Raw genomic sequence first — 23,577 nt, forward strand, 5'->3', positions numbered from 1 at the left:
TCCATGCGCTTCTGTCAGGCCGGTGGCCAGACGATCAGCATGGCCTCCATGACCTCGCCCGAGCAGGGCGCGCAGCAGGAATGCAGCAGCACCTTGTCGTGACCGCCGGGCAGCGGAAGCGGCTTGCGTTCGATGGTGGTGTTCATCAGTTGGCTCCTCGCGCAATGGCGATGGCAGTGACAGGCTTTGGCAATGCTTGTAGCCACCGGGCAGGTATCACGATGCCAGCGCGCCAATGCGGGATACCTGAGCACCAAGCGTGATCAGCGGGTGCAGGCCACGGAAGGATTTTGGAGGGAGGGGCCGAACTAACAGCGGACCAGTCAGTTCCGCGCGATAGAACATTGGCCGATATCAACGGAACCAGCAGCAGCCCATTCCACGGCCTTCAATCTACCGGTTCAATCCCTCCGCACCACTTCCTGCTTTAGCTCAGCACTAGGCCGAGAGTTCCCCTCGGATGATTTCCGCGCCCGCACTGAGAGCATTTAGCTTGCCTCTTGCCACTCCGCGAGGTAAGGGCGCCATGCCACAGTTAGTGCAAGGATAGAGCTTGTCGGCATCCACGAACCGAAGCGCCTTCCGTAGGGTATTAGCGACTTCTTCTGGAGTCTCAATGGTATTAGTTGCCACGTCAATGGCCCCTACCATCACCTTCTTGCCGCGAATGAGTTCAATCAGGTCAATTGGAACATGAGAATTGTGGCATTCCAGCGAGACAATATCGATGCTGGATTTCTGCAGCTTGGGAAAAGATTCTTCATACTGACGCCACTCAGACCCCAGCGTCTTTTTCCAGTCAGTATTGGCCTTGATGCCGTAACCATAACAAATATGGACAGCAGTTTCACATTTAATCCCTTCAATCGCCCTTTCCAGCGTGGCAACGCCCCAATCGTTCACTTCATCAAAGAAAACATTGAATGCAGGCTCGTCAAATTGAATAATATCAACGCCAGCGGCCTCTAGCTCCCTGGCTTCTTGATTGAGAATTGCAGCGAACTCCCAGGCTAGCTTTTCGCGACTCTTATAATGGTTATCATAGAGCGTATCAATCATCGTCATGGGACCCGGCAGGGCCCATTTAATGGGTTGCCTGGTTTGCTGACGCAGAAACTTGGCGTCTTCAACAAAAACGGGCTTCTGGCGGCTCACAGCGCCAACGACTGTCGGCACGCTCGCATCGTACCGGTCGCGAATTCTAACGGTCTCACGTTTCTCGAAATCAACCCCGCTTAGATTTTCAATAAACGTGGTGACAAAATGCTGACGAGTTTGCTCGCCATCACTGACAATATCAATGCCTGCTTGCTGCTGTTCTTGCAGTGACAAACGCAAGGCATCTTGCTTGCCCTCAATTAGCTCATCGTCTTGTAGCTTCCAGGGCGACCAAAGTTTCTCGGGTTGCGCAAGCCAGGAAGGTTTGGGCAAGCTGCCGGCAGTCGAGGTAGGAAGTAGTTTTTTCATGGCAAATGACCTCGTATGTTCTTGATTGATTAGAGAGCGTAATTATCAGCCCATTGTTCGAGAATGTTCTTGTATGGTTTGATAAAGCGCTCCTCTGCAAACTTTCCCTGCTTAATAGCCAGCTGACTACGCTCCACCCGGTCATAGACAATTTGCGTCAATGAATAATCCTGGTTCTTCAAGCTAGGTTGATATACCTTCCCTGCCGAAGAATTGGCGTTGTAAATCTCGGGCCGATAAATTTTTTGAAATGTCTCCATCGTGCTGATGGTGCCGATAAGCTCAAGATTGGTGTAATCAAGGAGCAGATCACCGAGAAAGTAGAAGGCCAATGGTGCAGAACTATTGGGAGGCATGAAAAACCTAACCTGCAACCCCATCTTTTCGAAATACTGATCTGTCGAGGAGGATTCGTTTTGTTGATACTCGACGCCCAGTATGGGGTGCCTGTTTTCGGTTCGATGATAAGTCTTGCTGCTTGAGGCGCTGATGCAGATGACGGGCGGCTTATTGAAGTTCTCTTTGTAAACATCTGAGTTTACAAAGCACTTGAATAGCTTTCCGTGCAAATCGCCGAAATCATCAGGCGTGCTGAATGTGGATTTATTGTTATTGTGCTCTGGCAGCAATACACTGAAGTCGTAATCGCGAACGTAAGAGGAAAAATTATTTCCCGCAATACCGTCTATGCGTTCGCCGGTCTTTTTGTCGATGATATTGGTTTTCAATATCTCAATCAACGGAAACACTTCGCTACCATCTTGGGTATCAACGCCCATCTCTACGGAAATGATCTCGAGATTGACAGAATAACGATCGCCACTCGGATTATCCCAATACGCCAGGTTATTGAAACGGTTGTCAATCATCCTTAGCGTGTTGCGCAAGTTTTCCTGGCGACTCTCTCCGCGGGCCAGATTAGCAAAGTTGGTTGTTATGCGGGTATTTTCCGATGGCTGATAGTTTTCATCAAAACAAATGTTCTTGATCCTAAATGTAAACGCTTTATTCATTGCCATCTGATGCCCCGGTTTCTGATAGAAAACTTGAATCTATTTCTTGCTTATTGAGCCCGTGCTTCAGGCCGCGACCACTTCCTCAACATTGGCAGATCTTGTATGGCGTGTCAGTTCGACCAACGGCAGTGCACGTTGGACCGCCAGTCTGGCCCGCTGGATCAGGGCCCCGTTCTGCAGACGGTAGTCGACGAAATCCTTGTCGGTCGCGTAGACGCCCAACGGCAAGGTACGTGCTTGGAAGAAGCTGAACAGCGGCCGCAACTGGTGGTCGATCATCAGGGCATGGCGTTCGCTGCCGCCAGTGGCAGCCAACAAGACTGGCTTGTCGATCAATGCATCCTGATCAATGAAGTCGAAGAAATGCTTGAACAGCCCCGTGTAGGAACCGCGGAAGACCGGTGTTGCCACCACTAGGACGTCAGCCTGCTCGACTGCCGCAAGTTCCCGCTCCACCGTGTCAGGCAGTTGAGAGCGCCAGACTGCACCGGCAAGCTGCGGCGCGAGCTGACCCACTTCGACCAGGCGCGGTTCGCACAGGACTTCTTCGGCGATCAGGTCCAACAGGTGCTCTGCCAGGGCAGCAGACTTGGAGGGACGTTGCAGCCCACCGGAGACCGCTACGACGCGGAGTGGAAGTGTCATTTTGGCGTTCATATGGATTAATCTGCGCGGCGCCGGGAAACCCGATGTGCACCGATGCCAGCACGTTGACTAAGCCAACAGTGCGCATTGACAGCAGGCCATCGTCGTTGCTCGCGCGGATCGTTTGGCCAAGGCGGCGCGTTGCTCGCCATTTGCTGCCATCCCGTCAAGGATGGTGCAAACCTGCTGCACGGTTTTGAGCATGCTTTGCCAATCCGCCACGTTGGAGATAAGGCAGCAAGCCACCGCTCAACGGCGAAACCTGCTTAAACGCCGGCGCAATCCGAGCTTGTGAATAATGGCCATGGGGCTCCGGTGAATGCGAACAAACAGTAGGAGCGGATGCTAGCGATAGCCGCGCATGAAGTAAAATGGTTAAAACTCACACATCGATGAATACAATTCATATCGCCGATTGAACGCATCCACGTCGGCGACGTTTGGCAAGTCGCGCAACAAGAGGTGTTGACGGCCAAGATGGACGTGGTGCCCGTGGACTGAGCGTGCGCGGCATCGCCAAACAGATCCTCCTGGGGGCACGCGAGGCGGAGATCGCCAAAGTGGTCGAGTCCACCTCCCAGATGGAGGCGTCTGTCAGCACATCTCGACTTGGTCTTCGTGACGCCTGGGCCTGAGCAGCCCGTTGCTCCCCTAGGGCGGACCTTGCACAACGGCCTGCATCGGGCAACTACAAGCTACCGAGCCTCAGCCGGACCCAGGAGAGGTCTCGCGCATTCCCACCAGTGCGGGACTCGAACAGTTCCAAGCAGCGCCGCTTTTGGTCAGGACGTATCAACCACAGCGCGATTCGTCCGATCTTCCTCTGTCAGAGACTTTCACCCTTTACTCCTTGCGGGTTCGCGGGCGAACACTGTATATTTATACAGTTGTCGCCGCACCCCGGAAAAGCTGGCTCCTGCAGTCGAGCCCGAGCGGCGCCTGCTCTTTCTCTCCTCCACCTCGAAAGGCAATCATGTTCGTGGACCGCACCGAAATCATCAACGCCGCCAAGGCACTGCGCGCCAGCCAGGAAGAATCCAGGTACAGCAAGCTCGTCGCGCTCGCGAACAAGCAACTCAAGGCGATGCAAACGGCAATCCAGAAGGGCAAGGAAGAATTCGAGACCAAACTGGTACTCGACATCAACGAAGACAATCCGCAAGCAGCGCTGGAACCGCGCGCGCAACGGCTAGCCGAAGACCTCAGAGCGCAGGGCTATACCGCGACGGTGACCACGTTTGCCGAGGTCAGCACCGACCGCAAGAACTGGACGCCGAATATCACTGTCGCCATCGGACTGGGCGACTTGGTTTCCGAAGTCGACAGCAATATTGCGGCAAACACGATGACCGACGAGACCGAGGTCGCGCTGGCTGACGAAGCTGTCAGTGAAATGGCCTGACAGCAGGCGGACAATCCGAGATAAGGGACGGCATCACCGGGCTTTGCGCACGGTCGCGTGTTGTGATGGCTGTTCCTACAAGGGAAAGCTGCACGCGATCTTCCTGTGGCACATAGCGAGAAATGAGTTGCCGGCAGGTGGCTTCTGCACGATGCCATTGACCGTCTTCGGCATTGAAATGTGCGGCGCCTCGAGAATGGTTGGCATAACGTCCATCAGGTGAAGGAGCGCATCACGGGGCTTGTCGTCGGGATTGATCCGCGCCGGCCATGACACAACCGTCGGATTCCGCGATCCGCCCAAGTGCGGCACTACCTGTTTCCTCCACTGAAAAGGCGTGTTGCCTGCCCGGGCCCAGCCTATAGGGTAGTGCGGTTCCGATTCGGGGCCGCCCAGTTGCGCGACTCGTTACAGGTTGTCCTCAATCGGCGTTGGCACGCCGTTCAGTGACTTGGTCTCGTTGAACGTACCATCGGAGCCACCTTCGCCAGACGCGCCGTTGTCGCCGACAACGTAGATGATCAGTGTGTTGTCGGCATCCGGGAGTTGCTTGACCGCGTCAAGCAGTCGTCCAACTTCGCGGTCAGTGAAGGCGAAGTATCCGGCATAGTTCTCCATGAACGCGGCATAGAGTTTCTTCTGCTCAGCATTGAGGTTGTCCCATGTGGGCACCCAGTCCGGCCTTGGCGTCAGTTTTGTATCCGGGGGGACGATGCCCATCCTCACCTGACTCTGGAAGACCACCTCGCCGCCCTACCCTGGCGGCCGCTTTTATCCCGCCTGCTCGAGGGGAGTGCATTTCGCCTCGCGTCTTTACTTAGGGGTTCCGAGGGGGTGTCCCGGTTCGTTAAATCTATGTCCCCATATGACAAATGAACGGATTGATCTTCGCAAATAATGGCTGGGTTGGGGCCAGTCGGTATCGGTCTCGATTAAACCCGGCAGCGCTACCCCGAGCCTGTGGCAGTTCTTGATCGACAGGAGCACCAAGCCGGTACTTCCCGTACTTCATATTTGCTGGAAGTGGTAGCGCCAAAAGCCAAGCTCCACAATCTCTCTTCCCGGACCTGCCATGAACTTTCTTGACGGACACCTGTTCCCCGAAAACCAGCAACCGCTGATCATCACCGCTGCGCCTTATGCGCCCTCGTGGGTTCCGTCGGACTTTCCCGAGGAGATCCCTGTCACCATGGAGGAGCAAATCCAGAAAGCAGTGGATTGCTACAACGCCGGCGCCACCGTGCTGCACCTTCATGTGCGCGAACTCGACGGTAAGGGCTCCAAGCGTCTGTCCAAGTTCAATGAGCTTATCGCAGGCGTCCGCGCCCGCGTGCCGGAGATGATTATCCAGGTCGGCGGATCCATCAGTTTCGCTCCTGAAACCGAAGGCGCGGCAGCAAAGTGGCTCTCGGACGACACGCGCCACATGCTGGCCGAACTCGACCCCAAGCCCGACCAAGTGACGGTCACCGTCAATACGTCGCAGATGAACGTTCTCGAGCAGTTCGACCACCGCGACATCGTGGGCAGCTCGATGGAGGATCCCGCGGTCTTCAATGCGTACAAAGAGATGACCGTGCCGGCGCAGCCGGGCTGGGTGGAGGAGCACGTCCGCCGCCTGACCGCAGCGGGGATCCAGAGCGCCTTCCAGTGCTACAACGTCAACAGCTTCGAGTCCGTGGAGCGGCTGATGCGCCGCGGGATCTACAAAGGCCCGCTAGTCATGAACTGGGTGGCGATTGGCGGCGGCATGGACTCGCCGACCGTCTACAGCCTCGCCAACTTCATGCGCGGTGTGCCGGATGGCGCAGTCGTGACGGTGGAAAGCTCGGTACTCAACGTGCTGCCCGTCAACACCATCGGTATTGCAATGGGGCTGCATGTTCGCTGCGGCACGGAAGATAATCTCTGGAACCAGACGCGGACGAAGAAGATTGGCACCGCAGCACAGATCGAGCAACTGGTGCGCATCTCTCGCGAGCTGAGCCGCCCGATCGCTACCGCTAAGGAAGCGCGCGAAATGTGCAAGATCGGCGTGTTCTATGACACGGTAGAAGAATCGCTGGAGGCCAACGGGTTCGCACCCAATCGAAACGGTGGACGTCAAGGCTTCCTGCAGAAGGCTGCCTGATCAGGCTTCTGCTCTTCGGGCCTTAGTGCCCCTTCGAACGTCGATGTCTGCGCCGCCCTCTCAATTTGAGAGGGCGTTTTTCTTGGCTCATCGCCGGCTTCCGCAGAGGGCTGATGGCTGGCGGCTGAGTCGGGCCAGGAGCGGGAATTCGATGGTCCGCGCGCCAAAGGCGGCGTTGCCCCAATTTCAGCCACTAGTTGAAGGACCTGCACAAGACAGGACTGCCCGACCCGACCATCGTGGCTGGAGCCTATCCGATTGACGCGCGCCTCCATTGATTGCCACTTTCCAACAAGCAATATCGCGGGGCAGCTAGCTAATAACACCTAGACATCGGAGCGACGACGCTACTTCGCTCGGGAACGGCCGATGGTCTTTTCTGTTGCACGCACCGAAGGTTTCTGGTCGCCGAAAGCCGCCCTCGCCAACACGTTCTACAACACCCTTCACCCCCTCCCCAAGCACCCACTCAGGCCATGGCCCTCGATGCCACCCGCCCTCCAGGCGCTGCCCCCCAATCACCAAATCACCCATCACCGCAGCCACCACGCTGTGATAAATGGCAACCCGCCTCCCGGCGCCGCGTCCGCCATAGCCGCGACCGTGTAAACTCCCCCCTTTTTCCCATCCTGCCGACATGACGCAAGTGCCACAGCGCACGGGTTTCAGCGGCCCGAAACTGCTGCGCGTGCTGGCGCGCCTGACCGAGACCGACGCCGCTGGCGCCGTGCCGTCGCTGTCCGCCGTAATGAGCCGGTGGCTTGGCTGGACCGACGCCATCGCGCTGTCGGCCGCGCTCAACGGCAGTCCGCCGGAAGTGCCGTCCGCCGCACCGGCGCGTCCGGGTAGCGAACGGGGCATCGGCGACGCCACCGGCACTCATGTGCGCGCCATGCTGACCGCCGCGATTACCGGGCAAGGCATGCCGTCTGACAGCCGCCGCCGGATGCCGACTCGGACAGCCGCGTCCGATCCTGCCGAGGCCGACTTCGCCGTTCATCGCCAGCGCTATATCGCGTTGCAGCAGCAGATGGAACGCGAAATCGCCGGCCTGCGCGGGCGGCTGCGGGCCGCACTGGCGTCGCGCACGCCGCAGGCAGCCCGGCTGGCCATGCTGGATGCCGTCATGGAACAGGTACTTGGCGCGCGCGAACAGGCAGTGCTTGCCGCAGTGCCGGGAATGCTGGAACCGCATTTCACGCGGCTGCGCGACGCCGAGGGCGCGTGGCTAAACGTATTTCGCAGGGACATGCAGAGCGTATTGCTGGCCGAGTTGGAAATCCGATTCCAGCCCGTGGACGCCCTGCTCGCCGCCCTGCGCGAAATCTGATCGAACCATATGAACAGACACCTCACACCGCTCGTCGCGCCACTCGTCGTCTTCCTGGCTGGCCTCGCCGTCGTCGGCTGGGTCGGCGCCGGCTATGCGGGCACGAATGCGCTGGCGCTGGCCGTCACGCTGCTCATTGGCGGGTTTTACGTAGGCGGCGCGTTCGAACTGCGCCGCTACCGCCAGGCCACAGCCACCCTGCCCGTCGCGCTTGCCAACCTGGCCGCGCCGCCGACCAGCCTCGGCGTGTGGCTCGACAGCCTGCATCCCAGCCTGCGCAATGCGGTACGCCTGCGCGTGGAGGGCGAGCGCGTTGCGCTTCCTGGCCCGTCGATGACGCCGTATCTGGTCGGCCTGCTGGTGCTGCTGGGGATGCTCGGCACCTTCCTCGGCATGGTCGGCACGCTACGCAGCACTGGCGTCGCACTGGAAAGCGCCGCCGACCTGCAGGCGATCCGCGCCTCGCTGGCAGCCCCGGTCAAGGGTCTTGGCTTCGCCTTCGGGACGTCTGTGGCTGGCGTAGCCACCTCGGCCATGCTCGGGTTGCTTTCGACGCTTGCCCGCCGCGAGCGCGTGCAAGCGGCGCAGATGCTGGACGAGCGCATCGCCACCACGTTGCGCACGCATTCGCGCCATCACCAGCACGACACGGTCTTCGCCCTGCTGCAACGCCAGGCCGAACTGATGCCCACGCTGGTGGATCGGCTGGAAACCATGGCCACGACGATGGCCCGCCAGAACGAAGCCCTCGGCGAGCGGCTGTCGGCCAGTCAGGATGCCTTCCATACGCGAACCGAAGCGGCCTACGCGCTGCTGGCCGATACCGTGGGGCAGTCGCTGAAGGAAGGCATCGCGGACAGCGCCCGGGCCGCCAGCGCGGCGATCCAGCCAGCCGTGGACACCACCATGACCGGCCTCGCCCGCGAAGCCGCCACCATGCGCGACACCGTCACGCAGACCGTACGACAGCATCTGGACGACCTCTCCACCCGCTTCGGCGCCACCACTACCGCCGTGGCCGAGACTTGGCGTCAGGCGCTCGCCGAACACCAGCAGGTGAACGCCTCCCTGACGTCGGACCTGCGCGCATCGCTTGATGGCTTCGGCGAAACCTTCGCGCAACGCTCGACGGCACTGGTCGACGGCATCAGCACGCGCCTCGACACAGCCGCCGCCGACGCCGCCAGGACGTGGGATACCACGCTGTCGCGCCTCGAACATACGGGCGAATCGCTCGCCAGCGCCAACCGCAAGGCGATGGCCGACGCCTCGGCTGCCTTCGCGCAGCACGCCGCCGACGTCGCCGGGACAGTCAACCAGTCGCACGCCAACTTGCAATCGCAATTGGCGGCACAGGAAACGGAGCGCCAGACGGCGCTAGCCGAACGCGATGAAGCGCGGCTTGCCGCGTGGCGCGACACGCTGGCGACTATGGCCGCCACGATGCGCGACGAGTGGCAACAAGCCAGCTCGCAATCGGCTGCCCATCAGCAGGATGTCCGCGATGCCCTGACGCAAAGCGCCCGCGATATTGCCACGCACGCCGAGGCTCACGCGACCGGCACGCTTGCCGAGATCGACCGCCTGCTACAGACCACGACCACGCAGCAATCGGAACTGGCCGCACGTGACGAACAGCGACTCGCCACATGGCGCGACACGCTGGCAGCCATGGCCGCCACGATGCGCGACGAGTGGCAACAGGCCAGCTCGCAATCTGCGACCCACCAACAGGCCGTTCGTGACGCCCTGGCGCAAAGCGCGCGCGACATCGCCACGCACGCCCAGGCTCACACCACCGGCACGCTTGCCGAAATCGACCGTCTTCTGCAAACCACAACCACGCAGCAAGCGGAACTGGCCGCACGTGACGAACAGCGCCTCGCCACATGGCGCGACACGCTGGCAGCCATGGCCGCCACGATGCGCGATGAATGGCAACAGGCCAGTTCGCAATCGGCCGCCCATCAGCAGGATGTCCGCGATGCCCTGACGCAAAGCGCGCACGACATCGCCGCTCACGCGCAGACGCACGCCTCCGGCACGGTTGCCGAGATCGACCGCCTGTTGCAGGCCGCATCCACACTGCAAGCGGAACTGGCCTCGCGCGACGAACAGCGCCTTGCCGCATGGCGTGACACGCTGGCAACCATGGCAGCTACCATGCGCGACGAATGGCAGCAGGCGAGCACGCAATCGGCCGAGCATCAGCGGGAGATCCGCGACGCCCTCGCCCGGACCGCCAGTGACATCGCCACACACACGCAGGAGCAGGCCAACGGCACCATCGCCGAAGTGGCTCGCCTGGCGCAGATCGCAACTGAAGCACCCAAGGCCGCCGCCGACGTCATCGCCGAACTGCGCCAGAAGCTCACAGACGGCATGGCACGCGACAACGCAATGCTCGAGGAGCGTGGGCGTCTGCTCGAAACGCTTGGCACGCTGCTCGATGCCGTGAATCACGCCTCCACCGAGCAACGTGCGGCCGTGGATGGGCTCGTCACGACCACGGCGGACCTGCTGGAGCGCGTCGGCACGCGCTTCACCGAGCAGGTGGCGCAGGAGACCGGCAAGCTGGATGGCATCGCGGCACAGGTCACGGGTAGCGCCGTCGAAGTGGCAAGCCTGGGCGAAGCCTTTGGCATGGCGGTGCAGGTGTTCAGCGCATCGAATGACAAGCTGGCGGAGCACCTCACCCGTATCGAGTCCGCGCTCGACAAGTCCATGATGCGTAGCGACGAGCAGTTGGCTTACTACGTGGCGCAGGCCCGCGAGGTGGTGGACCTGAGCATGCTGTCGCAGAAGCAGATCCTGGAGAACCTGCAGCAGTTCTCCGCGCAGCAAGCCGGAGCCGAGGCGGCATGACGGACGATTTCGACGCCGGCGCGGAGCCCACCGTCCCGGCCTGGGCGGTGTTCGGTGACCTGATGTCGGTCATGCTGGGCGCCTTCGTTCTGGTGCTGCTGGGTGTGATCGGCGTGCAGATCGAACTGTCGGCACGGCTCGAGAACGAGGTCAAGCAGCGGCAGGAGGAACTGAAGCGACGCCAGACGCTGGAGGAAGCGCTCGCCGGGCCGCTGGCGGCTGGCCGGGTCACGCTCAAGGACGGACGCATCGGCATCAGCGGCAATGTGCTGTTCGCGCTAAATTCCGACCAGTTGCAGCCGGAAGGCCGCGCGTTGCTCAAGAGCCTTGCCGCGCCGCTGTCGGCCTATCTGGGCGCGCGCGACGAGATCCTGATGGTGAGCGGTTTCACCGACGACCAGCAGGTCAGGGAAGGCAACCGGCGATTTGCCGACAACCTGGAACTGTCGGCTCAGCGAGCGCTGACCGTAACCCGCGCGCTGATCGAAGCGGGCCTGCCCCCGGCTTCGATCTTCTCGGCGGCATTCGGCTCGCAGCAGCCAGTCGCGTCGAATGCCACGGAGGAAAGCCGGGCAAAGAACCGACGCGTGGAAATCGCGCCAGTGCCGAGGGTATCTGCCGGGGCCGGGGCCACGAAACCCCATGCATAACGACATCCCGCACGACCCCCTTACCCTGCTCGACGGCTGGCGCGACAGCGGCGCAGACCGTGCGGACCCCGTCCGCTTTCGCTTTATCGAGACGATGGCGCAACGCGCGTCCGGCTATAGCGGCGAAGCGGGCCGTCTGCTCGATGCACGGGTAGCCAGGCTGGTGGCGGAGTATGGAGCGATGCTGGCGCGTGACGCCGGCGCTTCGGACGAGGTGGCGTCGCCAGAGGCACAGTCGCAACCGCACAGTGCTCTCGCGGAACTCGCGGCGCTGAGGGAGCGCCTCGGGCAGCATACGCAGCCAGCCACTGGGGCCATCACCAGCCACACCCACGCTAACGCTAACGCTAACGCTCAGGCTCACACGCCCAACGCCCTCATCCCGCAGCGAGCCGCCCCCGTCGAACCGGAACTGGCCGACTACTTCCGCGACACCTGGGCCCGTGTCAGTGTCGACCGGCAAATGCGCCAGTCGCAGGCGGGTGTGCCCGAGAACGCCGGGCCGCTGAATACGAACCATCTGGTGCATCGGTCACTGTCACTGATGCGCGAGGTGTCGCCCGGGTATCTCGAACAGTTCCTGTCGTATGTCGATGCGCTGTCGTGGCTGGAGGGGATGCACCCCATCTCGCTGGTACCCGAACGCAAGGCGCGCGCCAAATCGGGCAAGACGGGAAGCGGCATTGTCTGAAAGGGCCGGCGCGCAAGGCGTAGGCTTTGCGTAGCGGCAATCACCATGGCTCCGTCTGTGCGCAACCGCACGGTGCAATACCGCGACACGCGCATAGTCACCCTCGCAGTACCGAGTCATCCGATTCCTGACCGACTGGGTAGCGAGCCATGAAACCAGAGCCATTTGTAGTGACGCCGGACGCGTACGCACGCCCGCTCAACGTCGTGGGCGAGAAAATCACGGTGCTGGCCTCAAGTGCCGCCACGCAGGGCTACGAGGTATTCCTGCAGCATGGCGAGGAAGGCAGTGGGCCGCCGCCGCATAGCCACGACTGGGACGAATCGTTCTACGTCACCAGGGGCAGTGTCGAGATCGGCTATGACGATCAGGTCTTCGTGGCACCGGCCGGCACGTTCGTCCATATTCCGGCTGGCACGACGCACTCGTTCCGCTTCGGTACCGGCGGGGGCGAGATGATCTCTGTCACCAGCCACGGCGGCAATGCGTCGCATCTCTTCTCGCGCATCGATGAAACGGTACCTCCGGGCCCGCCCGATCTGGAAAAGCTTCATGCGGTGGCGCAGGAGTGCGGCGTGACGATTCCGGGTTGACAGGCCGAGGCCGCGTGATCGCGCGGCAGCCGCATCAATGGATCAACGCTTGATCTTGACCGCCCGTTTCGCGACGGTGCCTGCACGTTTGCCGCTGACGGCCTTTGCGCCCGGCGCGGCCACCGCTCTCCGCTCCTTGACCTTGCCTGACACCGCTGCCGGCAGCGCCTGAGCGGAGCGCATCTGCTGGCTCTCGCTGGTGGTCACGCCAATGGTACGTGCCAGTTGCCGGCTGACGCTGATATAGGCGTGTCCCAGCCGGGCATCGAAGTACAAGGAATCTCCGCGAGCCAGTCGCACGAACTCGCCATTCGCGAAGTGCACCTCGACTTCGCCGCTCAGCACATAGATGAATTCCTCGCCGGGGTGGCTGGCAAAGACCTCCGGGCCCGTGATGTGCCGCGCGTGGACGATGGCCACCGTCGGGCTCATCTGTTTGCCGGCCGCCTCGGTACAGAGAAACTCATAGGCGATCGACTGGCCGGTATAGACCACGCCCTGATTGGCGCGCGTGACGATGGGCCCCTGGAATGGCGCCGCAGTCTCCCCCGCTCCGGCGAACATCTCGCCCATGTCCATCTGCAGCGCTTTGCCGATGGCCGCGAAGTTGTCGTAGCCGAGCGCAAGCTGGCCACGCTCCGCGCGCGAGATGGTGGTGATGGATACGCCGGACAGCTCGGCAAGGTGAGCCAGCGTCCAGCCGAGCGCCTTGCGCGCGCCGCGCAGGCGCTTGCCGAAGGTCTCCCGGTCCAGCGTGCGCGACGGGTCCACGTGCGCCGAGGCATTAGTCTCTTTCAAGCCAGGATCCTTTCGTGATGACGTGTTGTTGAGCCCGGCACATCCCCCACGTAGGGGTATGCCCTTGGCATCCGCAATTTATCCGATAATTTGCGTATTCGCAATTTGCGTATTCGCAAATTCTTGAATACACTCGCTGGACCCATGAGCCTGCGCCCCGCCTTGCGCCGGCGTGCAACGTCCCCAAGCACCCCTTGCCAATGACTGCAACCACGGCCCCACTCCGCTCTGACTTTCTGGTAATCGGCGCAGGTATCGCTGGCGCCTCCGTCGCGTACTGGCTCGCGCCGCACGGCAGCGTCACCGTGCTGGAGCGGGAAAGCCAGCCGGGCTATCACTCCACCGGCCGATCCGCCGCGCTGTTCATGGAAAGCTACGGCACGCCTCAGGTGCGCGCGCTGACGATGGCCAGCCACGCCTTTCTCGCAAATCCGCCGCAGGGCTTTGCCACGCATTCGCTGCTGACGCCGCGCGGCGCGCTGATGGTTGCCGCGCCCGGGCAGCAGGCCCTGCTCGACGAACACTGGGAAATCCTGCGCGCGATGGCGCCAGAGGCCGAACTGCTGACCGCGCAGCAGGCTTGCGAACGTGTGCCCGTGCTGCGTCCGGAGATGGTGATCGGCGCGGTCTACGAGCCCGGCGCGGCCGACATGGATGTCCATGCGATCCATCAAGGCTACCTGCGTGGCATACGTCAGGCCGGTGGCAAGCTGGTCTGCGACGCGGAGGTCCGCGCCATCGCGCGTCATGGCGATGTCTGGCGCGTGGAAGCGGGACAAGCCGTCTACGAAGCGCCGGTCGTGCTGAATGCCGCCGGTGCGTGGGCCGACGTGATCGCGCGCCAGGCCGGCGTCTCCCCGCTTGGCCTGCAGCCCTGCCGGCGTTCGGCCTTTGTTTTCCAGCCACCCGCCGGCGTCGACAGCCACGGCTGGCCCATGGTGCACAGCGCCGACGAGTCCTGGTACATCAAGCCCGACGCTGGCATGTTGCTCGGCTCTCCGGCCAATGCCGACCCGGTCGAGCCGCAAGACGTGCAGCCCGAGGAACTGGATATCGCGATGGCGATCCACCGCATCGAGGAAGCCACCACGCTGACGATCCGCCATCCCGCCCGTACCTGGGCCGGCCTGCGCTCCTTCGTGGCGGACGGCGACCTGGTCGGTGGTTTCGACGATCGCGCGCCCGGCTTTTTCTGGGTGGCTGCGCAGGGCGGCTATGGCATCCAGACGTCCGCAGCCATGGGCGAGACCTGCGCCGCGCTGGCGCGTGGCCTGCCTGTGCCCGCGCACGCCGCGTCCTTCGGGCTGACCGCCGAAATGCTGGGGCCCGCGCGGTTGCGCCGCGCCGCGGCCTCATAGCAGCGGGCCCGGCATCCACGGGCCACGCGCAGACGAAACGAAAGCACAACGACAGGTACAACAACGACTCCAGGAGACAGCCGTGCGTGTGTTCAGCGCTTCCCTCGCCACCGAGACCAATACTTTCGCGCCGATGCCGACCGGGCTCGCATCGTTCCGCGACCGTGGTTACTTCCCGGCCGGCCAGCATCCGGACCAGATGACCTTCTTCTCCGGGCCGCTGTGGGCCGCGCGCCTGCGCGGCAAGGAACGCGGCTGGACGTTGCTGGAAGGCATGGTTGCCGGCGCCCAGCCCAGCGGCACCACCACGCGGCACGCTTATGAAACGCTGCGCGAGGAACTACTGGCCGATCTGCGCGCGGCGCTGCCGGTGGACATGGTGCTGCTCGGCCTGCACGGCGCCATGGTCGCCGATGGCTACGACGACTGCGAAGGCGACCTGCTGCAACGGGTGCGCGCCATTGTCGGCCCCGATGTGGTGATCGGCGCGGAACTCGATCCGCACTGCCACCTGTCGCCCGCCATGACCACGCATGCCGACCTTCTGATCGCCTTCAAGGAGTACCCGCACACAGACGTGCTCGAACGCGCGATCGAACTGGTCGACCTGTGCGCGGCCAAGGTGGAGGGCAAGATCCGTCCGGTACCGGCGGTGGTCGACTGCGGCATGATCGTCACGGTGCATACGTCGCGCCAGCCTGCGCGTGGCTTCGTCGACCGCATCCAGGCACTGGAAGGCCACAACGGCGTCCTGTCGATCTCGATCGCGCACGGATTCTCCTGGGGCGACGTACCCGAGATGGGCACCAGGGTACTGGTCTACACGGACGGCGACGCTACCGCGGCCCAGACGCTCGCACGCCGGCTGGCCGATGAACTGATCGACATGCGCGAGGCGCTCGACGTGCCGTACCCCCGCATCGACGCCGCGCTGGACGAGGCACTGGCCTTTGACGGTGGCCCGGTGGTGCTGGCGGATGGCGCCGACAACCCGGGCGGTGGCGCGGCGGGCGATTCCACCTTCATCCTGCGTCGCATGATCGAACGTGGCATCGTCAATGCGGCCATCGGCCCGATGTGGGACCCAATCGCGGCACGCATCGCGTTCGAGGCCGGCGTGGGCGCGCGCCTGCCGCTGCGCATCGGCGGCAAGATCAGCCCGCTCTCCGGCGAGCCGCTGGATCTGGATTGCACAGTCAAGGCGCTGATGCCCGACATGGTGATGACCGGCCTGGCCAACGCTCCCATGCAGATGGGCGACAGTGCGCTCGTGGAGGCCAACGGCATCGACATCGTTCTGATCACGCTGCGCAACCAGGCCATGGGAACCGATCTCTTTACCCAGCTTGGCTGCGACCTCGCCGCAAAGAAGATCATCGTGGTCAAGTCGTCGCAGCATTTCTACGCGTCCTTCGCGAAGATCGCGCGCCACGTGATCTATGCCGGAGCGCCGGGTGCGGTGACGCTGGACCTGCGTACCCTGCCCTACCGCAAGGTTCACCGCCCGAAGTGGCCCCTCGATCCCGCCTGATTCGCGGGACGCAGAGACTCCAATACCAAGACACCTGACAAGCATCAGGACAAAGCAAGACAAGGAGGAGACAAGACATGCAACACCGACCGCTCGCCACTCTCGTCATGGGTGCCCTGTTGCTGGCCGGCACCAGCCTGCCGGCGCAGGCGCAGGCACCCGCCAGGACGCTGAAGATCGTGCCGCACGCCGACCTGAAGATCCTCGACCCGACCTTCACCACGGCCTACATCACGCGCAACTTCGGCTATATGGTCTATGACACGCTGTTCGCGCAGGACGCGACCGGCAAGCCGCAACCGCAGATGGTGGAGAAGTACACCAGCAGCAAGGACGGCAAACAGTGGAGCTTCACGCTGCGTCCCGGCCTGAAGTTCTCCGATGGCAACGCCGTGACCGCCGCGGACGCAGTGGCATCGTTGCAGCGCTGGGGCGCGCGCGACAGCCTGGGACGCTCGATGGGCGAGGCCGGCGCCGAGTGGAAGGTCGTCGACGCACGCACCTTCACGCTGACGCTACAGCAGCCCTTTGGGCTGGTGCTGGAAGCGCTGGCCAAGCCCTCCGGCTTTCCACCGGTGATCCTGCCCGAACGCCTGGCCAAGCAACCGGCCACCGCGCCGCTGAACGAAGTGGTGGGTTCCGGTCCCTATCTGTTCAAGCGCGACGAATGGGTGCCGGGCAACAAGGCCGTGTTCGTGCGCAACCCCAACTACACGGGCCGCCGCGAAGCACCAAGCGGTCTGGCCGGCAACAAGACCAGCCACTTCGATCGCATCGAATGGCTGTACCTCCCCGACGCCAACAGCGCGGTCGCCGCCCTCAAGCGCGGCGAGGTGGACCTGATCGAGCAGTTGCCACCGGACTACATCACGCCGCTGCGTTCCGACAACAGCCTCAAGGTCGGCTCTGGCGGCACCTACCAGGGAATGCTGGTGATGAACCAGTTGCACCCGCCCTTCAACAATCCGAAGGTACGCCAGGCCCTGCTGCAGGCGGTCAGCCAGGAGCGCTTCACCGCGGCCATGGGCTTCCCGCTGGACATGCGCATGAACTACTGCGCCACGTACTTCATTTGCGGCAGCCCCAACGACACGGCCGCCGGCGCCGAACCCTTCCGCAAACCGGACGTCGCCAAGGCCAAGCAGATGCTTGCGGCCTCGGGCTACAAGGGTGAAAAGGTGGTGTTGCTGGTGCCCACCGACATCACCGCGCTGAACGCCGAGGCGCTGATGGCCGCGCAGACCATGCGCAGCATCGGCATCAACGTCGACATGCAGAACATGGACTGGGCCTCGATCGGCGCGCGACGTGCCAAGCGTGACGCGCCGGATGCCGGTGGCTGGAACATGTATGTGACCGTGGCAGGCGAGTTCGACGTCAACACCCCGGTTACCAATGCCTACCTCAGCGCCGCCTGCGGCAACAGCCTGCCGGGCTGGCCGTGCGACAAGCCGCTGGATGAATTGCGCAGCGCGTGGGTGCGCGAGATGGTGCCGGCCAAGCGGCGCGATCTGCTCGATGCCTTCCAGAAGCGCGCCTATGAAGCGGTGCCGTACGTGAACACCGGGCAGTACTCGTCCGCGTTCGCCGCGCGGGCCAACCTGAAGGGCCTGGACAAGCTGTGGGGCGGCGTACCCACGGTCTGGGCGCTTGACCGCTGAGCGAGCCTGCCATGGGTTACCTGATCCGCCGCCTGCTGGCCACGCTGCCGGTGATGGCCGTGGTGGCCATCGTGGTCTTCCTGCTGATCCACCTGTCGCCGGGCGACCCGGCGGCACTGATCGCGGGCGACCTTGCCACTGTCGAGGACATCGCGCGCCTGCGTGCCACGCTTGGCCTCGACCAGCCGCTGTGGCAACAGTTCGGGCTCTGGGCCGGACGGCTCGCCAGCGGAGACCTGGGCACCTCCATCTTCACGCAGATGCCGGTGACCGAGCTGCTGGCCCAGCGGCTGGAGCCGACGCTGTCAATCGCCGCGCTGACCATGCTGCTGACGCTGCTGGTATCGGTGCCGCTGGGCACGCTGGCGGCCTATCGCGCGGGTAGCTGGATCGACCGGCTGGTGATGCTGTTCGCCGTGCTGGCATTCTCGCTCCCGGTATTCCTTGTGGGCTACCTGCTGGTCTATGCGTTCGCGATCCAGTTGCCGTGGTTTCCGGTGCAGGGCTATGCCCGGCTGGCCGATGGCGCCGGGGGCTGGCTACGTAGCCTGGTGCTGCCGTGCGTCAACCTGGCGTTGGTGTACATCGCCCTGATCACCCGCATGACGCGCGCCACGGTGCTGGAAGTGCTGCACGAAGACTACATCCGCACCGCCCGCGCCAAGGGGCTCGGTGTGCTGCCGGTGCTCGGCCATGCGCTGCGCAACGCGGCCATCCCGATTGCGACCACGGTCGGCACCGGCATCGCGCTGCTGATCGGCGGCGTGGTGGTGACCGAGACCGTGTTCGCGATTCCAGGCGTCGGCCGGCTGGTGGTGGATTCGGTGCAACGCCACGACTACCCGGTCATCCAGAGCGTGCTGCTGCTCTCGGCAGGTGCCTATGTGCTGATCAACCTGATGATCGACCTCAGCTACCGGCTGTTCGATCCCCGCATCAAATACTGAGCCGCCATGACCGCTACCCTGCCCTCGCGCCAGGACGCCGCCGCACGGCCGGCGGACGACGACGCGCCGTTCGTGCTGCCCCGCTGGTACTGGGCGCGCAAGCATCCCACCCTCGTCATTGGCGCCGTGCTCCTGCTGGCCGTTGCCGCGCTGGCGATCGCCGCGCCGTGGATCTCGCCGTTCGACCCGCAGGACATTGACCCGCTGGCGCGTATGCAGCCGCCTTCCGCCGAACACTGGTTCGGCACCGATGCGCTGGGCCGCGACGTGTTCAGCCGCGCGGTCTGGGGCGGCCGCGTGTCGATGATCGTCGCCCTCTCGGTCGGCCTGCTATCCACCGTGCTGGGCGTCAGCATCGGCCTGACCGCCGGCTTCGTGCGCTGGACCGACGGCTTTCTCATGCGCGTGATGGACGGGCTGATGGCCATCCCGGGCATCCTGCTGGCGATCGCGCTGATGGCACTGACCCAGGCCAGCCTGGGTGCGGTGATCGTCGCCATCACCGTCCCCGAGGTGCCGCGCGTGGTGCGGCTGGTTCGCTCGATGGCGCTGACCCTGCGCGAGCAACTGTACGTCGAAGCCGCGCACGCGGTTGGCACGCGGCTGCCGGTGATCCTGCTGCGCCACGTGCTGCCCAACATGGTCGCGCCGCTGATCGTGCAGGCCACCTTTGTCGCGGCAGCGGCCGTTCTGACCGAGGCGGCGCTGTCCTTCCTCGGCGTGGGCGTGCCGGCGCAGACGCCAAGCTGGGGCAACATCATGGCCGAGGGCCGCAACTTCGTTGCCGTGGCTTTCCACATCCTGCTGTATCCCGGCCTGCTGCTGGCCGCCACCGTGCTCGCTATCAACCTGCTCGGCGACGGCCTGCGCGATGCGCTCGATCCGCGCCTGGCGCGCCAACTCTGAGATGGGAACTGCCATGACGTCCACCCGCAAGGCACTCCCCGCCGGCACACCACTGCTGGAAGTACAGGACCTGCACGTGCGCTTCGACACCCTGACCGGCCCCGCGCGATCGGTCAACGGTGTCTCCTACACGGTGCGCGCCGGCCAGACACTGGGTGTGGTCGGTGAATCCGGCTGCGGCAAGAGTGTGACCGCGCTCTCCATCATGCGGCTGCTGTCCGCGCCACCCGCGCATGTGACAGGCGCCGTCCTGCTCGACGGGACCGATCTGCTCACGCTCGGCGAGCGCGAGATGCGCCGCATCCGTGGCAACCGCATCTCCATGATCTTCCAGGAGCCGATGACCTCGCTCAACCCGGTCTTGACCATCGGCCGCCAGATCGCGGAAACCGTACGCCTGCACCAAGGGGCGAGCCATGCCGAAGCGCTTGCCCGCGCGATCGACATGCTGCGCCTCGTGCAGATCCCCGAGCCCGAGCGGCGCGCGAACGAGTATCCGCATCAGCTCTCTGGCGGCATGCGCCAGCGCGTGATGATCGCGCTCGCGCTGGCCTGCAACCCCGAGGTGCTGATCGCCGACGAGCCCACCACCGCGCTGGACGTGACCATCCAGGCGCAGATCCTCGACCTGATCCGACGCCTGCAGCAGGAGCTGGGCACCGGCGTGGTGATGATCACGCACGACCTCGGCGTGGTGGCGGAGAGCTGTCATCGCGTGGTGGTGATGTACGCCGGGCGCAAAGTCGAAGAAGCGAACGTGGCCGATCTGTTCGACCGTCCGCTGCATCCCTACACACGTGCCCTGATGGCGTCCATGCCGTCGATGAACACCGGCAGCAGCCGCCTGACCGAGATCCCCGGGTTGGTGCCGTCGCCCCAGCAACCACAGCGCGGCTGCGCCTTCGCGCCCCGCTGTGCCCAGGCGCAGGCCCGCTGTCACACGGAGATGCCTCGGCTTTCGGCACAGGGCGCCGACCACTTCGTGGCCTGCTTCGCCGTCGAGACACGTCAATCCGATGGCGTCGCACCAGTCGACAGTACCCCGGAGACCCTTGCATGAACCCCTCTCAGGAACCCATCGCAGCGACCGCGCAGGCCGCGCCGCTGCTGCAGGTGGACGGGCTGCGCAAGCACTACACTGCACCGCGCCGCTGGCCCTCGCCGCCGCCCCGGCCGATCCAGGCGGTTGATAACGTCTCCTTCACGGTCGCTCTTGGCGAAACACTGTCCCTGGTGGGCGAATCCGGCTGCGGCAAGACCACCACCGCAAAGTCCGTCCTGCGTCTGGTGGAACCCACCGCAGGTTCGGTCAGGCTGGACGGCGAGGAACTGCTGACCCTGTCGGCCGGAGAGATGCGTCGCCGCCGGCGCGAACTACAGATCATCTTCCAGGACCCGTATGCTTCGCTGAGCCCCCGTCTGACTGCGGGAGAAATCGTCGCGGAGCCGCTGCGCAACTTCGGGATGCGCTCCCGCGCGGAGCGCGAGGCGCGCGTGCAGTGGCTGTTCGGCAAGGTCGGCCTGCGCCCCGAGGCCACCGCGAAGTATCCGCATGAGTTCTCGGGCGGGCAACGCCAGCGGCTCGGCATCGCCCGCGCACTGGCCATGCAGCCCAAGCTGATCGTGTGCGACGAACCGGTCTCCGCGCTCGACGTATCGGTGCAGGCCCAGGTCGTCAACCTGCTGATGGACCTGCAGCAGGAGTTCGGCATCGCCTATCTCTTCGTCGCCCATGATCTGGCCGTGGTGCGCCATATCAGCCGCCGCGTGGCCGTGATGTACCTGGGTCGCATCGTCGAACTGGCCGATCGCGATGCGCTGTTCTCTACGCCGCGCCACCCCTATACGGAGATTCTGCTGTCGGCCGCGCCGGTGCCAAACCCGCGCGCGCCGGCACGACGCATTCTGCTGCAGGGCGATCCGCCCAGCCCGGCAAACCCGCCCTCTGGCTGCCACTTCCATACGCGCTGCCCGCTTGCGCAGCCCATTTGCCGCGAGCAGGCACCGGCGCTGACGGCGCGCCCGTCGGATGCGCCGGGCGGCCACCAGGTCGCCTGTCATTTCCGCTGAAGGACACCCCCAATTCCACTCCAGGAGACCCGTAGCATGGCTGAGCAGGCTTCGAACCATCATGATCTGCTGATCCGGGGCGGCACCGTGATCGACGGTAGCAAGGCACCGCGATTCACCGCCGACATTGCCGTGCGCGATGGCCGCATCGCCGCTATCGGCGACCTTGCTGGTCACACTGCCGAGCGCACGCTGGACGCCGCCGGCCGCATCGTCGCCCCGGGCTTTATCGACTCGCATACCCACGACGACCAGGCGGTGCTGTCGCAGGCGGCAATGCCGTTCAAGATCTCCCAGGGCGTGACCACGGTGGTGGCCGGCAACTGCGGCATCAGCGCTGCGCCGCTACGCGCCGACATGGACCTGCCGATGCCGCTGGGCCTGATCGATGCGCCGCCTGAAGGCCGCTTCACAACCTTCGCCGCCTATCTGGACGCCCTGCGCGCCACCCCCAGCTCGGTGAACGTGGCAGCGATGGTGGGTCACTCCACGCTGCGTGCGGTCACCATGTCCGCGCTGGATCGCCCCGCGAACGACGACGAGATCGCAGCCATGCAGGCGCTGGTCGAGGAAGCGATGCAGGCGGGTGCCATCGGGCTGTCGACCGGTACCTTCTACCCGCCGGCGATCAAGGCCACCACCGAGGAGATCATCGAAGTCTGCCGCCCGCTGAGCGCGCGCAAGGCGCTCTATGTCACGCACATGCGCAACGAGTCCGATCAGGTCATGGAAGCGCTCGAGGAGACCTTCCAGATCGGCCGCGCGCTGGACGTACCCGTGGTGGTGTCGCACCACAAGGTGCAGAACACGCCAAACTTCGGCCGCAGCCGCGTCACCCTGCCCTTTATCCAGGAGACGATGCAGCACCAGTGCGTGTCGCTCGACTGCTATCCCTACACCGCCGGCTCCACCATGATCCGCACCGAACCCGCCATGCTCGAGGGTCGCGTGCGCATCGCCTCCAGCGTGCCGCACCCAGAATGCACAGGCCGCGACCTGGATGACATCGCCCGCGAATGGGGCGTCGCCAAGCAGGAAGCCGCGCGGCGGCTGCAGCCCGGCACGGCCATCTACTTCCTGATGGACGAAGCCGACGTGCAACGCATCCTGGCTTTCGACGAAACGATGATCGGGTCGGATGGCATCCCGGTCGGCGAGAATCCGCACCCGCGTCTGTGGGGCACATTCCCGCGTGTGCTGGGGCATTACTGCCGCGAGGTCGGCCTGTTCCCGCTGGAGACCGCCGTCTGGAAGATGACCGGCCTGACCGCGCGCAACTTCGGCCTGCACGGACGCGGCACGCTGGCGGTCGGCAACCATGCCGACATGGTGATCTTCGATGCCGGCACCATCCGCGACGCCGCCGACTACGACACGCCCACGCGCCCGGCCGAGGGCATCGACACCGTGATCGTCAACGGCGCCATCACCTGGCACGGCGGGCAGCATACCGGCGCCAGGAACGGCCAGGTCATCAAGCGTCGTCACGCCGCCTGATGACCTGGCGGGAAGCACC

Annotated in this window: 20 protein-coding genes and 1 pseudogene; 15 read left to right on the top strand and 6 right to left on the bottom strand. The window is 63.9% G+C overall.

Annotated features, from left to right (window positions below; translation table 11 throughout):
- Window positions 1-35: 35 nt before the first annotated feature.
- The 4 genes and pseudogenes from WD006_RS13570 to msuE all read right to left on the bottom strand — a co-directional run.
- Window positions 36-146: pseudogene (locus WD006_RS13570) on the bottom strand (epoxyqueuosine reductase QueH); the annotation flags it as partial.
- 292 nt (window positions 147-438) lie between these two features.
- The gene (locus WD006_RS13575) at window positions 439-1,467 is read right to left on the bottom strand and encodes a methionine synthase (protein WP_029306530.1); all 1,029 of its coding nucleotides are present in this window, start codon (window positions 1,465-1,467) and stop codon (window positions 439-441) included.
- A 29-nt stretch (window positions 1,468-1,496) separates the two neighbouring features.
- The gene (locus WD006_RS13580) at window positions 1,497-2,480 is read right to left on the bottom strand and encodes a DUF1852 domain-containing protein (protein ID WP_029306531.1); all 984 of its coding nucleotides are present in this window, start codon (window positions 2,478-2,480) and stop codon (window positions 1,497-1,499) included.
- Between the two features lie 66 nt (window positions 2,481-2,546).
- Entirely contained in the window at window positions 2,547-3,128 is a 582-nt protein-coding gene (gene msuE / locus WD006_RS13585; protein ID WP_029306532.1) for an FMN reductase, read from the bottom strand.
- A gap of 973 nt (window positions 3,129-4,101) precedes the next feature.
- On the opposite strand from msuE, the gene WD006_RS13590 reads away from it, so the two are divergent.
- Window positions 4,102-4,530 carry a hypothetical protein gene (locus WD006_RS13590; RefSeq protein ID WP_011519485.1) on the top strand — a complete coding sequence of 143 codons (429 nt, stop codon included), beginning with the start codon at window positions 4,102-4,104 and terminating at the stop codon, window positions 4,528-4,530.
- A gap of 408 nt (window positions 4,531-4,938) precedes the next feature.
- On the opposite strand, the gene WD006_RS13595 is transcribed toward WD006_RS13590, so the two are convergent.
- Window positions 4,939-5,250, bottom strand: a complete 312-nt coding sequence (locus tag WD006_RS13595; RefSeq protein WP_029306534.1) for a sulfatase-like hydrolase/transferase — start codon at window positions 5,248-5,250, stop codon at window positions 4,939-4,941.
- Window positions 5,251-5,602: 352 nt separating this feature from the next.
- Here WD006_RS13595 and WD006_RS13600 point away from each other — a divergent pair, with 352 nt between their 5' ends.
- The 6 genes from WD006_RS13600 (at window position 5,603) to WD006_RS13625 (ending at window position 12,790) form a co-directional block, all read left to right on the top strand.
- The gene (locus WD006_RS13600) at window positions 5,603-6,661 is read left to right on the top strand and encodes a 3-keto-5-aminohexanoate cleavage protein (protein WP_008652041.1); all 1,059 of its coding nucleotides are present in this window, start codon (window positions 5,603-5,605) and stop codon (window positions 6,659-6,661) included.
- 637 nt (window positions 6,662-7,298) lie between these two features.
- A complete protein-coding gene (locus WD006_RS13605) occupies window positions 7,299-7,991 on the top strand; it encodes a DUF3348 domain-containing protein (RefSeq protein WP_029306535.1) in 693 nt (230 codons plus the stop codon).
- Between the two features lie 9 nt (window positions 7,992-8,000).
- Window positions 8,001-10,856 (top strand): DUF802 domain-containing protein, encoded by a 2,856-nt coding sequence (locus WD006_RS13610; RefSeq protein ID WP_425648202.1) that lies wholly within the window; start codon window positions 8,001-8,003, stop codon window positions 10,854-10,856.
- Window positions 10,853-11,506 (top strand): OmpA family protein, encoded by a 654-nt coding sequence (locus WD006_RS13615; RefSeq protein WP_029306537.1) that lies wholly within the window; start codon window positions 10,853-10,855, stop codon window positions 11,504-11,506. The genes WD006_RS13610 and WD006_RS13615 overlap by 4 nt, the downstream gene beginning before the upstream one ends.
- Window positions 11,499-12,197, top strand: a complete 699-nt coding sequence (locus WD006_RS13620) for a DUF2894 domain-containing protein (RefSeq protein WP_029306538.1) — start codon at window positions 11,499-11,501, stop codon at window positions 12,195-12,197. The genes WD006_RS13615 and WD006_RS13620 overlap by 8 nt, the downstream gene beginning before the upstream one ends.
- 149 nt (window positions 12,198-12,346) lie before the next feature.
- A complete protein-coding gene (locus WD006_RS13625; protein WP_011519490.1) occupies window positions 12,347-12,790 on the top strand; it encodes a cupin domain-containing protein in 444 nt (147 codons plus the stop codon).
- A gap of 42 nt (window positions 12,791-12,832) precedes the next feature.
- On the opposite strand, the gene WD006_RS13630 is transcribed toward WD006_RS13625, so the two are convergent.
- Window positions 12,833-13,588, bottom strand: coding sequence for a helix-turn-helix domain-containing protein (locus WD006_RS13630; protein WP_029306539.1), 756 nt, complete (start codon window positions 13,586-13,588; stop codon window positions 12,833-12,835).
- A 200-nt stretch (window positions 13,589-13,788) separates the two neighbouring features.
- Between WD006_RS13630 and WD006_RS13635 the strand changes: the two genes are divergently transcribed.
- The 8 genes from WD006_RS13635 to WD006_RS13670 all read left to right on the top strand — a co-directional run bounded on the left by WD006_RS13635 (window position 13,789) and on the right by WD006_RS13670 (window position 23,558).
- A complete protein-coding gene (locus tag WD006_RS13635; protein ID WP_029306540.1) occupies window positions 13,789-14,946 on the top strand; it encodes an NAD(P)/FAD-dependent oxidoreductase in 1,158 nt (385 codons plus the stop codon).
- Window positions 14,947-15,028: 82 nt separating this feature from the next.
- Window positions 15,029-16,477 (top strand): M81 family metallopeptidase, encoded by a 1,449-nt coding sequence (locus tag WD006_RS13640; RefSeq protein ID WP_011519493.1) that lies wholly within the window; start codon window positions 15,029-15,031, stop codon window positions 16,475-16,477.
- Between the two features lie 77 nt (window positions 16,478-16,554).
- Complete coding sequence (locus WD006_RS13645) at window positions 16,555-18,138, top strand: ABC transporter substrate-binding protein (protein ID WP_011519494.1); 1,584 nt, start codon at window positions 16,555-16,557, stop codon at window positions 18,136-18,138.
- 11 nt (window positions 18,139-18,149) lie between these two features.
- Window positions 18,150-19,085 (top strand): ABC transporter permease, encoded by a 936-nt coding sequence (locus WD006_RS13650; RefSeq protein WP_008642556.1) that lies wholly within the window; start codon window positions 18,150-18,152, stop codon window positions 19,083-19,085.
- 6 nt (window positions 19,086-19,091) lie between these two features.
- Complete coding sequence (locus WD006_RS13655) at window positions 19,092-19,991, top strand: ABC transporter permease (RefSeq protein WP_011519495.1); 900 nt, start codon at window positions 19,092-19,094, stop codon at window positions 19,989-19,991.
- 13 nt (window positions 19,992-20,004) lie between these two features.
- A complete protein-coding gene (locus tag WD006_RS13660; RefSeq protein ID WP_011519496.1) occupies window positions 20,005-21,051 on the top strand; it encodes an ABC transporter ATP-binding protein in 1,047 nt (348 codons plus the stop codon).
- Window positions 21,048-22,061 carry an ABC transporter ATP-binding protein gene (locus WD006_RS13665; RefSeq protein ID WP_029306541.1) on the top strand — a complete coding sequence of 338 codons (1,014 nt, stop codon included), beginning with the start codon at window positions 21,048-21,050 and terminating at the stop codon, window positions 22,059-22,061. Before WD006_RS13660 ends, WD006_RS13665 begins: the two co-directional genes overlap by 4 nt.
- Window positions 22,062-22,097: 36 nt before the next feature.
- Window positions 22,098-23,558 carry an N-acyl-D-amino-acid deacylase family protein gene (locus WD006_RS13670; protein WP_029306542.1) on the top strand — a complete coding sequence of 487 codons (1,461 nt, stop codon included), beginning with the start codon at window positions 22,098-22,100 and terminating at the stop codon, window positions 23,556-23,558.
- The last annotated feature ends 19 nt before the right edge of the window (window positions 23,559-23,577 follow it).

This window comes from Cupriavidus sp. Met-2 (assembly GCF_049843575.1).
GTDB lineage: Bacteria > Pseudomonadota > Gammaproteobacteria > Burkholderiales > Burkholderiaceae > Cupriavidus > Cupriavidus metallidurans.

Bases quoted from the DNA above. Each gene is read 5' to 3' on its own strand.
- WD006_RS13655 (WP_011519495.1), top strand. From the start codon at position 19,092: ATGACCGCTACCCTGCCCTCGCGCCAGGACGCCGCCGCACGGCCGGCG.
- msuE (WP_029306532.1), bottom strand. From the start codon at position 3,128: ATGACACTTCCACTCCGCGTCGTAGCGGTCTCCGGTGGGCTGCAACGT.
- WD006_RS13660 (WP_011519496.1), top strand. From the start codon at position 20,005: ATGACGTCCACCCGCAAGGCACTCCCCGCCGGCACACCACTGCTGGAA.
- WD006_RS13590 (WP_011519485.1), top strand. From the start codon at position 4,102: ATGTTCGTGGACCGCACCGAAATCATCAACGCCGCCAAGGCACTGCGC.
- WD006_RS13600 (WP_008652041.1), top strand. From the start codon at position 5,603: ATGAACTTTCTTGACGGACACCTGTTCCCCGAAAACCAGCAACCGCTG.
- WD006_RS13650 (WP_008642556.1), top strand. From the start codon at position 18,150: ATGGGTTACCTGATCCGCCGCCTGCTGGCCACGCTGCCGGTGATGGCC.
- WD006_RS13620 (WP_029306538.1), top strand. From the start codon at position 11,499: ATGCATAACGACATCCCGCACGACCCCCTTACCCTGCTCGACGGCTGG.
- WD006_RS13645 (WP_011519494.1), top strand. From the start codon at position 16,555: ATGCAACACCGACCGCTCGCCACTCTCGTCATGGGTGCCCTGTTGCTG.
- WD006_RS13575 (WP_029306530.1), bottom strand. From the start codon at position 1,467: ATGAAAAAACTACTTCCTACCTCGACTGCCGGCAGCTTGCCCAAACCT.
- WD006_RS13580 (WP_029306531.1), bottom strand. From the start codon at position 2,480: ATGAATAAAGCGTTTACATTTAGGATCAAGAACATTTGTTTTGATGAA.
- WD006_RS13635 (WP_029306540.1), top strand. From the start codon at position 13,789: ATGACTGCAACCACGGCCCCACTCCGCTCTGACTTTCTGGTAATCGGC.
- WD006_RS13610 (WP_425648202.1), top strand. From the start codon at position 8,001: ATGAACAGACACCTCACACCGCTCGTCGCGCCACTCGTCGTCTTCCTG.
- WD006_RS13665 (WP_029306541.1), top strand. From the start codon at position 21,048: ATGAACCCCTCTCAGGAACCCATCGCAGCGACCGCGCAGGCCGCGCCG.
- WD006_RS13595 (WP_029306534.1), bottom strand. From the start codon at position 5,250: ATGGGCATCGTCCCCCCGGATACAAAACTGACGCCAAGGCCGGACTGG.
- WD006_RS13670 (WP_029306542.1), top strand. From the start codon at position 22,098: ATGGCTGAGCAGGCTTCGAACCATCATGATCTGCTGATCCGGGGCGGC.
- WD006_RS13615 (WP_029306537.1), top strand. From the start codon at position 10,853: ATGACGGACGATTTCGACGCCGGCGCGGAGCCCACCGTCCCGGCCTGG.
- WD006_RS13605 (WP_029306535.1), top strand. From the start codon at position 7,299: ATGACGCAAGTGCCACAGCGCACGGGTTTCAGCGGCCCGAAACTGCTG.
- WD006_RS13625 (WP_011519490.1), top strand. From the start codon at position 12,347: ATGAAACCAGAGCCATTTGTAGTGACGCCGGACGCGTACGCACGCCCG.